Genomic DNA, 12,583 nt, shown 5'->3' with positions numbered 1-12,583 from the left:
GTGGTCAGCAGCGATCAGCGGCGGCGGCAGCTCGCCCGGGAGAAGTTCGAGCGGCAGCAGCAGCGCCGGGAGGAAGCGCGCCGGAGGACGAGGCGCCTCACGGTGATCATCGCTTCGTCGGTGGCCGTGGTCGCGGTCATCGGTGTGGGCGCGTACGTCTCGCTCGACGGCGACGACTCGAAGGCCTCGGCGGACGCGGCCGCGAGCGAGAGCCCGTCGGCATCGCCCTCGGCGAGCGAGAGCAGTGCTCCCGAGCCGGCGATGAAGATCGACAAGAAGGCCAAGTACTCGATGTCGCTCAAGACGAGCCAGGGCGACATCGGCATCGCGATGGACGCGGCGAAGACCCCGCACACCACGAACTCCTTCAAGGCCCTCGCGGACAAGGGGTACTTCGACGACACCAAGTGTCACCGTCTGACCACGGAGGGCATTTTCGTCCTGCAGTGCGGTGACCCGAAGGGCGACGGGACGGGCGGCCCCGGCTACACCATCCCGGACGAGAATCTGACCGCGCTGGGCAAGGCGGACGACAAGGGCTCGGTGACGTACCCGGCGGGTACCGTCGCGATGGCGAACACCGGCCAGCCGGGCACCGGTGGCAGCCAGTTCTTCCTCGTGTACAAGGACACCGAACTGCCGCCCAGCTACACGCCGTTCGGCACCATGGACGATGCGGGTCTGAAGGCCGTCAAGAAGGTCGCCCAGGCAGGCGTCGCCGGTGGGGCGGGCGACGGTGCCCCGAAGAAGACCGTCACCATCGAGAAGGCGACGGTCGACAAGGCCTGACCGTTCGTGCGGCCGCCCGGCACGGGGTCCTCGGAGCGCACCGGAGAATTTCAGCCGCGCTGAGTGCGGACAGCCGGGCGGCCGGTCGCCTAGATTGGCGTTGTGCAGGGCGGGCGCTGCCCGCCCCAGGAAACTGTGGACGATGCACGGGGGGCGAACCCCCTCGATGCATCAGGTGGAGGAGGCGCTGTGAGCAGCGACCCGTGGGGCCGTGTCGACGAGACGGGCACCGTGTACGTGCGTACAGCCGAGGGCGAGCAGGTCGTCGGATCGTGGCAGGCCGGTTCCCCCGAGGAGGCTCTGGCCTATTTCGAGCGCAAGTACGAGGGCCTGGTGGTCGAGATCGGCCTCCTCGAGCGGCGGGTGAAGACCACCGACCTCTCGGCGAAGGACGCCACCGCGGCGATCGAGCACCTGCGTCAGCAGGTCGACGAGCACCACGCCGTCGGCGACCTCGCCGCGCTCGGCAAGCGGCTGGACGCGCTCGTCGCGACGGTCGACTCGCGCCGCGAGGAGCGCAAGGCCCAGAAGGCGAAGCAGACCGACGAGGCCCGTCAGGCCAAGGAGGCGCTCGTCGTCGAGGCCGAGGAGCTGGCGCAGAGCGAGCAGTGGCGGTCGGCGGGTGAGCGCCTGAGGGCGCTCGTCGACACGTGGAAGGGGCTGCCCCGTCTGGACCGCAAGTCCGACGACGAGCTGTGGCACCGCTTCTCGCACGCCCGATCCGCCTTCTCCAAGCGCCGCAAGGCCCACTTCGCGGCGCTGGACGCGCAGCGCGAGGAGGCCCGCAAGGTCAAGGAGAGGCTGGTCGCCGAGGCCGAGTCGCTCTCCGGCTCGACCGACTGGGGTGCGACGGCCGCGCGTTACCGCGACCTGATGACCGAGTGGAAGGCGGCGGGCCGTGCCCAGCGCGAGGCCGAGGACGAGCTGTGGAACCGCTTCCGCGGGGCCCAGGACGTCTTCTTCGCCGCCCGGAGCGGGGTCTTCGCCGAGCGGGACGCGGAGCAGGGCGAGAACCTAAAGCTCAAGGAGGAGCTCGCCGCCGAGGCCGAGAAGCTGGTCCCGGTGAGGGATCTGAAGGCGGCCAGGGCCGCGTTCCGGTCCATCAACGAGCGCTGGGAGGCCATCGGCCACGTCCCGCGTGACGCCCGCCCGAAGGTCGAGGGCCGGGTGCAGGCGGTGGAGCGGGCGCTCCAGGAGGCCGAGGAGTCCGAGTGGCGCCGGACGAACCCGGAGGCGCGGGCACGCGCCGCGGGTCTGACCGGTCAGCTCCAGGCGGCCGTCGACAAGCTGCGCACGCAGATCGACACGGCACGCGCCTCGGGCAACAACGCCAGGGCGGACAAGCTCTCGCGCGAGCTCGAGGGCCGGCAGGCGCTGCTGGACCAGGCGCTGAAGGGCCTGGAGGAGTTCGGCGGCTGAGCCGGGCGATCGCGTCCACACACGAGAGGGGCTCCCGTACGCCTGGCGTACGGGAGCCCCTCTCGTGTGTGGACGGCAGCGAAGAGTGGTGCGGCGCTGCCGGAGTTCGCCGGCGCCGTTGTCAGACCGAGGCGCGATGATCTCCATGTCGGCACGCGCACGTGTGCCGGCACCGGGTTCACTACGACCTTGAGGCAGGTTCACCCATGAGACCCACCCGTGCCGCCCTGACCGTCGCTGTCACCGCCCTGGCCCCGGCGCTCCTTCTGGCCGGCCCGGCCTTCGCCACCGGACCCGTGTCCTCGCCCGCCCATGTGGCTGTGTCACCGGCAGTGGTGGTCCTGGAGATCCCGGTGGACGAGATGTCCGACGACGACGTCCGCGTCGCCCTCTCCCGCATCCTGGCCGACCCGGACTCCGGAAGGAGAGTCATCCGCGAGGTCAACGCGCTCCTCGACTCCGGTACGCCGGACGAGATGCGTACCTGGCTCGGAACCGGCTATCCCCTCGCCCAGGCCGAGGACGACACCGTCGCCCTCGCCCGCATACTCGCCGACCCCGACTCCGGCAGACGGGTCATCAAGGAGATCAACGCGCTCCTCGACGACAGCACCGCCGACGAGAAGCGCACCTGGCTCGAAACCGGCTACCGCCTCGCCCAGGCCGAGGACGACCGCGTCGCCATCGTCAGCATCCTGAACCGCCCCGGCATCAGCGACGCGCTGCGCGCCGCGGTCCAGGAGGCCATCGACGGCACGCCCGAGGAGATGCGCTACTTCCTGGAGTACGGCCAGTACGAGGTCGACGCGTAGACGGCCGTGCGACGTGTCCGGCAGGCTGGGCGCCTGCCGGACACGTCGTCCTCAAGGCCTGCGGGCCGAGGTGACCCGGTAGACGTCGTAGACGCCCTCCACGCCCCGCACGGCCTTCAGGACGTGTCCCAGATGCTTGGGGTCGCCCATCTCGAAGGTGAAGCGCGAGGTGGCCACCCGGTCCCGGGACGTCTGCACGGCGGCCGACAGGATGTTCACGTGCTGGTCGGACAGGACCCGGGTGACGTCCGAGAGGAGCCGCGAGCGGTCCAGCGCCTCGACCTGGATGGCGACCAGGAAGACCGACGACTGGGTGGGCGCCCACTCGACGTCGAGGATCCGCTCCGGCTGCTGCGAGAGCGAGTCGACGTTGACGCAGTCCGCGCGGTGCACGGAGACCCCGCTGCCCCGGGTGACGAACCCGATGATCGGGTCGCCGGGCACGGGCGTACAGCAGCGGGCCAGCTTGACCCAGACGTCCTCGACGCCCTTGACGACCACACCCGGATCCGCCTTGGCCCGGCGCTTGTTGCGGCCGTGCGAGGGCGGCGAGCTCTCCGCCAGGTCCTCGTTGGCCGCGTCCTCGCCCCCGAGCGCCTGGACGAGCTTCTGGACGACGCCGGCCGCCGCGACATGGCCTTCGCCGATCGCCGCGTACAGCGACGAGATGTCGGGGTAGCGCATCTCGTGCGCCAGCGTGACCAGGGAGTCGCCCGTCAGGATCCGCTGGATCGGCAGGTTCTGCTTGCGCATGGCCCGCGCGATGGAGTCCTTGCCCTGCTCGATCGCCTCGTCGCGCCGCTCCTTGGAGAACCAGGCGCGGATCTTGTTGCGCGCCCGGGGCGACTTGACGAACTGGAGCCAGTCACGGGAGGGCCCCGCGCCGGCCGCCTTGGAGGTGAAGACCTCCACCAGGTCGCCGTTGTCGAGCGTCGACTCCAGCGGTACGAGCCGTCCGTTGACCCGTGCCCCTATGGTCCGGTGGCCGACCTCGGTGTGGACGGCGTACGCGAAGTCGACCGGCGTCGCGCCGGCGGGCAGCGCTATCACGTCGCCCTTGGGCGTGAAGACGAAGACCTCGTTGCGCGACAGGTCGAAGCGCAGGGACTCCAGGAACTCGCTGGGGTCCTCGGTCTCCTTCTGCCAGTCCAGGAGCTGGCGCAGCCACGCCATGTCGTTGACGGTGTCCTGGCCGCGGCCGCCGCCCGTGTTCTTCGGGATGTCGGTGCGGACCTTGGAGGCGCCCGCGACGGCCTCCTGCTTGTACTTCCAGTGCGCCGCGATGCCGTACTCCGCGCGGCGGTGCATGTCGAACGTGCGGATCTGGAGCTCGACCGGCTTGCCGCTGGGACCGATCACCGTGGTGTGCAGCGACTGGTACATGTTGAACTTGGGCATCGCGATGTAGTCCTTGAACCGCCCGGGCACCGGATTCCACCGGGCGTGGACGGTGCCGAGCGCCGCGTAGCAGTCGCGGACCGTGTCGACGAGGACGCGGATGCCCACCAGGTCGTAGATCTCGGCGAAGTCGCGGCCTCGCACGATCATCTTCTGGTAGACGCTGTAGTAGTGCTTCGGCCGGCCGGTGACGGTGGCCTTGATCCGGGCGGCGCGCAGGTCGGCCTGGACCTCGTCGGTCACTATGGCGAGATATTCGTCGCGCTTGGGCGCACGCTCGGCGACGAGGCGGACGATCTCGTCGTACATCTTGGGGTAGAGGATCGCGAAGGCGAGGTCCTCCAGCTCCCACTTGATGGTGTTCATGCCCAGGCGGTGAGCCAGCGGCGCGTAGATCTCGAGGGTCTCGCGGGCCTTCTTCTCCTGCTTCTCCCGCTTGAGGTAGCGCATGGTGCGCATGTTGTGCAGCCGGTCGGCGAGCTTGATGACGAGGACCCGGGGGTCCTTGGCCATGGCGACGACCATCTTGCGTACGGTCTCGGCCTGGGCGGCCTCGCCGAACTTCACCTTGTCCAGCTTGGTGACGCCGTCGACGAGCAGCGCCACCTGGTCGCCGAAGTCCTTGCGCAGGGTGTCCAGGCCGTACTCGGTGTCCTCGACGGTGTCGTGCAGCAGGCCGGCCATCAGCGTCGCGGGGTCCATGCCGAGCTCGGCCAGGATCGTCGTGACGGCGAGCGGATGCGTGATGTAGGGGTCGCCGCTCTTGCGCTTCTGCCCGCGGTGCCAGCGCTCGGCGACCTGGTAGGCCTTCTCGATCTGCCGCAGGGTGGCGGACTCGATCTTGGGGTCGTTGCCGCGGACCGTACGCAGGAGGGGCTCGAGGACCGGGTTGTACGGACTGGAGCGCTGTACGCCCAGACGGGCGAGGCGGGCCCGGACGCGGTTGGAGGAGCCGCCGGAGCGTGCGGGTGCGGCGGGCGGGGTGGCGGCGGACCGGGCCGGGGGCTTCGCGGCGGGAGCCGGCGCCGGGGGCTTGGGCGCCGCAGGTCCGGGGGCGGGCGTCGCCGGAGGCTTCGTCCCGGAGGAGGGCGCGGCCTTCGTGCCGGGCGGGGGCGCCGGCTTCGTCCCGGGCGGCGGGGTCGGCTTCGCCGGTGCCGCGGGCGTCCGGTCGCCCGGTGCGTCGGCGGGGCCCTGCGTGTGCCCGCCTGCGGGCCCGGGCGTGCCTGCTCCTTCGGGCTGCGCCTTCCCGGGCGTGGCGGAGGCCGCCGCGGGCCTTTCGGGCTGCGGGGCGGCGACTGGCTGGGCCTCGTCTGGCAAGAGCGCTCCTCGTGCGGATCCGGGCTACCGGAAAGCCCATGGTATCGACCTCCGGGCGGGTCCTCGCCCGGGGAGTGTGGAACCCCTCACAACGCGGAACGGGCACCCGGATGTTCCCGGGTACCCGTCCTGTACGTCCCTACGCGCGCCGCGGCGGCGCGGTGCAGGTCAGAGGGTGATCAGGGCCTCCAGCGGGGCGTCCCGCAGTCCTGCCTCCAGTCGTGCGCGGCCGGCGAGGAAGCCGAGTTCCATGAGGACCGCCACCCCCGCGACCTGCGCACCGGCCCGCCGGATGAGCTCCAGCGAGGCCTCGGCGGTGCCGCCGGTGGCCAGGACGTCGTCGATGACCATGACCCGGTCGTCGGCGGCCAGGTCCTCGGCGTGGATCTCGATCTCCGCCGTGCCGTACTCCAGCTCGTACGTCTGCCCCAGCGTGGCACCGGGCAGCTTCCCGGCCTTCCGCACCGGTACGAACCCGATCCCGGCCCGGACCGCGACCGGCGCGGCCAGGATGAAGCCGCGGGCCTCGAGGCCGACGATCTTGGTGGCACCGTGCCGGAGGCACAGCTCCACGAAGAAGTCGGTCAGCGCGGAGAAGGCGACCGGGTCCGCGAGCAGCGGGGTGATGTCCTTGAACAGCACTCCGGGCTTCGGATAGTCCTGCACGTCACGGATCCGGCTGAGCAGGAGCTCCCGGGTGGCGTCGGTGACGTTCGTGGTCATCGGCGGTTCCTGGGGGTCCTGCCGTGGCCACCGGCCTGCCGGCGCGGGCCGACGACGGCCCCGGCGGTCCGGGAGTCGTCTTCGGGCCCGTCGTCGAACTCCTCGGCCCGGTCGTCGCGCTCGTCCTCGACGGACTCGCCCTTGGCCGCAGCGGCGGCGCGCTTGGCGAGGATCCGCTTCTTCAGTGCCTTTATCTGCGGCTCGCGTTCCTTGAGGTCGGCGACCAGCGGGGTGGCGATGAAGATCGAGGAGTACGCGCCGGCCGCGAGGCCGACGAAGAGCGACAGCGAGATGTCGTTCAGCATGCCCGCGCCGAGGACGCCGCCACCGATGAACAGCAGACCGGCGACCGGCAGCAGGGCGACGACGGTGGTGTTGATGGAGCGCACCAGCGTGCCGTTGATGGAGCGGTTGGCGATCTCGCTGTAGGTCCAGCGGGTCTGCTTGGTGATCCCCTTCGTGCCCTCCTTGAGGCTGTCGAAGACGACGACCGTGTCGTAGAGGGAGTAACCGAGGATGGTCAGCAGACCGATCACGGTGCCGGGGGTGACCTCGAAGCCGACGAGGGCGTAGATGCCGACGGTGATGGTGATGTCGTGGATCAGCGCGACGAGCGCCGCGACGGCCATCCGCCACTCGAACGCGATGGCCAGGTAGACCACGACGAGGACCATGAAGATGCCGAGGCCGGTCCAGGCCTTGTTGGCGATCTGCTCACCCCAGCTGGGGCCGACGAGGTCCGCGTTGATCTTCGCCTCGGGCACGCCGAGGTCCTCGGAGAGCTGGGCCTTGATCTGGTCGGCCTTCTGGGTGTCGACCTCGGTGATCTGGATCCGGAGTCCGCCGTTGCCGAGCTCCTGGACGATCGCCTCGTGGCCGGAGGCCTCGACCGCGTCCTCATGGGCCTGGGAGACGGACACCTTGGCCTTGGTGTCGGTCGTGAAGACGGCACCGCCCTTGAACTCGATGCCCATGTTCAGGCCGCTGACCGCCAGGCCGAGGACGGCCGTGATGGTGATCAGGATCGAGACGCCGTACCAGATCTTGCGCTTGCCGATGAAGTCGTAACCGACCTCGCCACGGTAGAGCCGGGCGCCGAGATTGCCGAGTCGCGACATCTCACGCCTCCTTCGGGTGGTCGGTGCGGGCGTTGACGCGGCGGGAGCGGCGCAGCGGCGGCTTGGCGCCGAGCCTCTTCGGGTCCAGGCCGGACCACGGGTGACCGCTGGCGAAGAACTTCGTGCGGGCCATGAGCGTCATGACCGGCTTGGTGAAGAGGAACACCACGACGACGTCGAGCAGGGTCGTGAGCCCGAGCGTGAACGCGAAGCCCTGGACCTTGCCGACGGTGACGAGGAAGAGCACGGCCGCCGCGAGGAACGACACGAAGTCGGACACGAGGATGGTGCGCCGGGCCCTGGGCCAGGCGCGCTCGACGGCCGGACGGAGCGTGCGGCCCTCACGGATCTCGTCGCGGATGCGTTCGAAGTAGACGATGAACGAGTCCGCCGTGATTCCGATCGCCACAATGGCACCGCAGACGGCCGGGAGGTTCAGCGCGAAGCCGATGGCCGGGCCGAGGAGGGCCATGATCGTGTACGTCAGGATGCCGGAGGCCAGCAGGCTGAGAAGGGCGATGAGGGCCAGGCCGCGGTAGTAGGCCACCAGGTAGATGACGACCAGGGCCAGTCCGATGGCGCCGGCGATGAGACCGGCCTCCAGCTGCTCGCCGCCGAGGGCGGCGGTGACGGTGGTGACGGTGTCCTCGCTGAAGGACAGCGGGAGCGCGCCGTAGGACAGGACGTTGGCCAGGTCCTCCGCCGACTGCTGAGTGAAGCTGCCGGAGATCTCGGCGCTGCCGCTGAGCGCCTCGTTCACCTGCGGTGCGGAGACGACCTCACCGTCGAGGGAGATCGCGAACTGGTTCTGCGGGGACTGCTGCGACGACAGCTTCTTGGTGATCGTCTGGAACTTCTTGGAGCCCTTGTCGGTGAACTCCATCGAGACGAGCCAGATGCCGCGCTGCTGGTCGAACTGGGCCTTCGCGTCGTCGACGTCCGTGCCGGAGACCTCGGCCGGGCCGAGGAGGTACTTGGCGTCGCCCTCGGAGCTGCACGCGACCGTGGGGTCCTCGGGCTTGACGCCGTCGCCGGCCTTGGCGCGGGCGGCCTCGTCGGTGCAGTCCAGCGCGGTGAACTTCTTCTCGAGCGCCGCGGTGGCGGGGTCGGGAGTCCCGGTCGCCGCGGGGGTCTCCGATCCACCGGAGGCGCTCGCGGACGGGGTCGGCGTCGCGTCCTTCTTCAGCGCGCCGGTGACCGCGCGGCCCTGGGTGGTGGCGCTCGCCGAGGGCGTCGTCTTCGAATCGGAGGCTGTTTCCGGGTCGCTCGCCTTCGCACTGGGCGTGGCGCTCGGCTTCCCGGAACCGCTCGCGGACGGGCTCGCGGAACCCTCGGGGGTCGGTGCGCCGCCGGTGACCGTGAGCACGGGCCGGAAGTACAGCTGGGCGGTCGTGCCGACCTGCTCCCGGGCCTGCTTCGAATTCGTCCCCTTGGGGATGTTGACGATGATGTTCGAGGGGCCCTGGGTCTGGACCTCGGCCTCGGAGACACCCAGACCGTTGACACGGCGTTCGATGATGCTGACCGCGGTGTTCATGTTGGTCTCGTTGATCGCGTCAGGCTTGCCGGGCTGGCTCTTCGCCTTGAGCGTGATCGATGTGCCGCCGGCCAGGTCGATGCCGAGCCGGGGCGTGGTGTGACCGGACAGGAACATCCCGCCGGTCAGGGCGACCATGGCGATCAGGATCAGAGCCAGGGCACGGCCCGGCTTGCCCTGTCCACCGGTTGAACCCCGGCCTTTCTTCGGTGCTGCCACCTTTTCGTTTCTCCCTGTCCAACCGCCCCGCGCCGGGTACGCGCCCGAGCGGCCACGAAGTGTTGTGGGGACCCGCCCCCGCAGAAGACCGCACGGCCCGTGAGACGCCGGACACCCTCGGGTGTCCGGCGTCTCTGGGTCGTGGAACTACTTCGCGTCGCCCTCGCCGTCGGCCTTGGCGTCCTTGACCTCGGAGCTCTTGATCTCGGAGCCCTTGGTCCCGGCGTCCTCCGGCGCGGCGTCCTCGGCCTTCTTGCCCAGGTCGATCTTCGCGACGTCGTCGGCCGCGTCCTCGTCCGTGGACTCGCCGGCGGTGAGCGAGGAGGCGTCGTCGGGCACGACCGTGCCGTCGGCGTCCAGCTCGTCGTCGTCACCGTGGACGATGCGGTTGTACTCCGCGTCGTCGAGGACGGCGCCGATGGCGTTCTTCGCGTAGATGGCGTGCACGCCGGGCGCGACCTCGAGGAGAACCGTGTCGTCCTGAATCTCCTTGACGGTGGCGTACATGCCCCCGATCGTCCGGACGCCGGTACCGGGCTGCATGTCGTTGCGCATCTGCGCAGCCGCCTGCTGCTTCTTCTTGGCGGACCGGGTCATCAGGAACATGGCCCCGATGAGCACGATGAAGGGGAGGAGGGTCACGAGACTCACGGGACGGAACTTCCTTCGCACGACCACGCTGGATTCACGCGGCCTGGTCTACGGGGGTGGGTACACCGACCTGAACGGGCGGCATCGGCGGAGTCTAAGCGAGTCCGCATCATTGGAACAACGTCCAGCATGGCACCGTGGTTCCCCTGCTGGCCAACCCGTCCTGTGTCACGCCCCGAACAGGCCCTGTTGTCCCTTTGCGCCGTGCTGCGGAGGGACGAGGCCGAGGTGCGCCCATGCCGCGGGGGTCGCGACCCTGCCCCGCGGGGTCCTCGCGAGCAGTCCTTCCCGTACGAGGAAGGGCTCGGCGACCTCCTCGACGGTCTCGCGCTCCTCGCCGACGGCCACGGCGAGGGTGGAGAGCCCGACGGGGCCTCCCCCGAAGAGCTTCAGCAGGGCGCCGAGCACCGCGCGGTCCAGCCGGTCGAGCCCCCGGGCGTCGACCTCGTACACCCGCAGGGCCGCGGCGGCGATGTCCCGGTCGATCCGTCCTTCGGCCTTGACCTGGGCGTAGTCCCGGACACGGCGCAGCAGCCGGTTGGCGATACGGGGCGTGCCCCGGGAGCGTCCGGCGATCTCGGCGGCGCCCGCTGTGTCTATGGCCACGTCGAGCAGGCCGGCGGAGCGGTGGATGACCCGCTCCAGCTCGGTGGGGGCGTAGAACTCCATGTGCCCGGTGAAGCCGAAGCGGTCGCGCAGCGGGGGCGGCAGCAGTCCCGCCCTGGTGGTGGCGCCGACGAGGGTGAACGGCGGCAGTTCCAGCGGAATGGCGGTGGCGCCCGGGCCCTTGCCGACGATCACGTCGACCCGGAAGTCCTCCATCGCCATGTAGAGCATCTCCTCGGCCGGCCGCGACATGCGGTGGATCTCGTCGAGGAAGAGGACCTCGCCCTCCTGGAGCGAGGACAGGATCGCGGCGAGATCGCCGGCGTGCTGGATGGCGGGGCCGGAGGTGATCCGGATCGGCGCGCCCATCTCGGCCGCGATGATCATGGAGAGGGTGGTCTTGCCCAGGCCGGGGGCGCCGGAGAGCAGGACGTGGTCGGCGGTGGCGCCCCGGGCGCGGGCCGCCTTGAGGACCAGGTCGAGCTGCTCCCGCACCGTCTCCTGGCCGACGAATTCATGGAGGTCCTTCGGGCGCAGGGCCGCCTCGACGGCGGTGTCCTCGCCGTCCGCCCCGGCGTCCACCAGGCGGTCGTCCAGCCGCTCGTCCGTGAGGTCGCCGGTGTCGGTCCCGGTCTCGTCCCAGTTCATCTCGTCAGTCCCGCCTCGGGTGTTTCGGTGCCGGTCCGTGCGGTGTTCCGGCCGGCGTACGGGGCGCGTGGCGGCCCCTGGGTCAGCGTGCGCGGTTGAGTGTCTGGAGGGCGGCGCGCAGCAGCTGCGGCACGGGGGCCTGGCCGCTGTCGGCGATCGCGGCCTCGGCCTGCGGAGCCACCGCGCTCACCGCCTCGTCGGCCTCGCGGGTGGCGTAGCCGAGGCCGATCAGGGCGGCCTGCAGCTGGTCGCGCCAGGAGCTGCTGACTGCGGTGCCGATGCCCTGCTGCCCGATGTGCGCGCCGACCGGTTCGCCGAGCCGGTCCTTGAGCTCGAGGAGGAGCTTCTGGGCGCCCTTCTTGCCGATGCCGGACACGGCGGTGAGCGCCTTCTCGTCACCGGTGGCGACGGCGATGCGCAGGGCGTCCGGGCTGTGGGTGGCGAGCATGGCCTGGGCGAGCCGGGGACCCACACCGCTGGCGGTCTGGAGCAGCTCGAAGATCTGCCGCTCGTCGTCGTCCGCGAAGCCGTAGAGGGTGAGCGAGTCCTCCCGGACGACCAGGGACGTCGCCAGTCTCGCCTCCTTGCCGATCCGCAGGCCGGCGAGGGTCTCGGGGGTGCACTGGACGGCCATGCCGATGCCGCCGACCTCGATCACGGCCGTGGCCGGGGCGAGGGCGGCCACCGGGCCTGAGACGAAGGCGATCATGCGGTACGGCCTTTCAGCGTGCGGTGGGCGGCGACGGCCTGCTGCAGTCGGTTCTGCGCGGGCGCGCGCCAGATGTGGCAGATGGCGAGGGCGAGGGCGTCGGCGGCGTCGGCGGGCTTCGGCGGCGCGTCGAGCCGCAGCAGCCGGGTCACCATGGCGCCGACCTGCGCCTTGTCGGCCCGTCCCGATCCGGTGACGGCGGCCTTGACCTCGCTCGGGGTGTGCAGGGCGACCGGGATGCCGCGGCGCGACGCGCAGAGCATGGCGACGGCGCTGGCCTGTGCGGTGCCCATGACCGTACGCACGTTGTGCTGGCTGAACACCCGCTCCACGGCGACGAATTCGGGCCGGTGCTCGTCGAGCCACCGCTCGATGCCCTGCTCGATGGCGACGAGCCGGTGGCCGAGCTCCGCGTCGGGCGGGGTCCGCACCACGCCGACGCCGACCATGGTGAGCGGCCGGCCGGCGACTCCCTCGACGACTCCGACGCCGCACCGGGTCAGCCCCGGGTCCACACCCAACACCCGCATGAATGGGCCCCCTCCACCGCTCGGTCATCTGTTCCCGCAGGCTATCGGCTCCCGCTGACAATGCGACGGGCCGACGGGGTGTGTCCCGTCGGCCCGTCCCGGTTGCG

The 12,583-nt window shown here is 70.7% G+C and carries 11 protein-coding genes; 3 read left to right on the top strand and 8 right to left on the bottom strand.

Annotated elements, in window-relative coordinates; translation table 11 throughout:
* The 3 genes from ACIP63_RS32245 (at position 1) to ACIP63_RS32235 (ending at position 3,020) form a co-directional block, all read left to right on the top strand.
* Entirely contained in the window at positions 1-789 is a 789-nt protein-coding gene (locus ACIP63_RS32245) for a peptidylprolyl isomerase (protein WP_401522847.1), read from the top strand.
* 189 nt (positions 790-978) lie between these two features.
* Positions 979-2,208, top strand: a complete 1,230-nt coding sequence (locus ACIP63_RS32240; protein ID WP_401522844.1) for a DUF349 domain-containing protein — start codon at positions 979-981, stop codon at positions 2,206-2,208.
* Positions 2,209-2,414: 206 nt separating this feature from the next.
* Positions 2,415-3,020 (top strand): ALF repeat-containing protein, encoded by a 606-nt coding sequence (locus tag ACIP63_RS32235; RefSeq protein ID WP_401522841.1) that lies wholly within the window; start codon positions 2,415-2,417, stop codon positions 3,018-3,020.
* A 51-nt stretch (positions 3,021-3,071) separates the two neighbouring features.
* Here ACIP63_RS32235 and ACIP63_RS32230 read toward each other — a convergent pair whose 3' ends face one another.
* The 8 genes from ACIP63_RS32230 to ruvC form a co-directional block, all read right to left on the bottom strand.
* Positions 3,072-5,735, bottom strand: a complete 2,664-nt coding sequence (locus ACIP63_RS32230; protein ID WP_401522838.1) for a RelA/SpoT family protein — start codon at positions 5,733-5,735, stop codon at positions 3,072-3,074.
* Between the two features lie 168 nt (positions 5,736-5,903).
* Complete coding sequence (locus ACIP63_RS32225) at positions 5,904-6,458, bottom strand: adenine phosphoribosyltransferase (protein ID WP_401522835.1); 555 nt, start codon at positions 6,456-6,458, stop codon at positions 5,904-5,906.
* On the bottom strand, positions 6,455-7,576 hold the full coding sequence (secF, locus tag ACIP63_RS32220) for a protein translocase subunit SecF (protein ID WP_401522832.1): 1,122 nt from the start codon (positions 7,574-7,576) through the stop codon (positions 6,455-6,457). The genes ACIP63_RS32225 and secF overlap by 4 nt, the downstream gene beginning before the upstream one ends.
* A 1-nt stretch (position 7,577) precedes the next feature.
* Positions 7,578-9,332: a protein translocase subunit SecD gene (secD, locus tag ACIP63_RS32215; protein WP_401522831.1), complete on the bottom strand. Its 1,755-nt coding sequence runs from the start codon at positions 9,330-9,332 to the stop codon at positions 7,578-7,580.
* Between the two features lie 147 nt (positions 9,333-9,479).
* A complete protein-coding gene (gene yajC, locus ACIP63_RS32210; RefSeq protein WP_401522828.1) occupies positions 9,480-9,983 on the bottom strand; it encodes a preprotein translocase subunit YajC in 504 nt (167 codons plus the stop codon).
* 168 nt (positions 9,984-10,151) lie between these two features.
* Complete coding sequence (gene ruvB, locus ACIP63_RS32205; protein WP_401522825.1) at positions 10,152-11,237, bottom strand: Holliday junction branch migration DNA helicase RuvB; 1,086 nt, start codon at positions 11,235-11,237, stop codon at positions 10,152-10,154.
* Positions 11,238-11,319: 82 nt separating this feature from the next.
* Positions 11,320-11,946: a Holliday junction branch migration protein RuvA gene (gene ruvA, locus ACIP63_RS32200; protein WP_401522823.1), complete on the bottom strand. Its 627-nt coding sequence runs from the start codon at positions 11,944-11,946 to the stop codon at positions 11,320-11,322.
* Positions 11,943-12,476 (bottom strand): crossover junction endodeoxyribonuclease RuvC, encoded by a 534-nt coding sequence (gene ruvC, locus ACIP63_RS32195; RefSeq protein WP_033304357.1) that lies wholly within the window; start codon positions 12,474-12,476, stop codon positions 11,943-11,945. Before ruvC ends, ruvA begins: the two co-directional genes overlap by 4 nt.
* Between the last annotated feature and the right edge of the window lie 107 nt (positions 12,477-12,583).

Source organism: Streptomyces sp. NPDC088746, assembly GCF_044751065.1.
GTDB lineage: Bacteria > Actinomycetota > Actinomycetes > Streptomycetales > Streptomycetaceae > Streptomyces.
Note: the sequence above shows the minus strand (reverse complement) of the source record. Positions and strands in the feature narration are given on the sequence as shown.

Coding starts and splice junctions, on each gene's coding strand:
- ruvC (WP_033304357.1), bottom strand. CDS start 12,476: ATGCGGGTGTTGGGTGTGGACCCGGGGCTGACCCGGTGCGGCGTCGGA.
- ACIP63_RS32235 (WP_401522841.1), top strand. CDS start 2,415: ATGAGACCCACCCGTGCCGCCCTGACCGTCGCTGTCACCGCCCTGGCC.
- ruvA (WP_401522823.1), bottom strand. CDS start 11,946: ATGATCGCCTTCGTCTCAGGCCCGGTGGCCGCCCTCGCCCCGGCCACG.
- ruvB (WP_401522825.1), bottom strand. CDS start 11,237: ATGAACTGGGACGAGACCGGGACCGACACCGGCGACCTCACGGACGAG.
- secF (WP_401522832.1), bottom strand. CDS start 7,576: ATGTCGCGACTCGGCAATCTCGGCGCCCGGCTCTACCGTGGCGAGGTC.
- ACIP63_RS32225 (WP_401522835.1), bottom strand. CDS start 6,458: ATGACCACGAACGTCACCGACGCCACCCGGGAGCTCCTGCTCAGCCGG.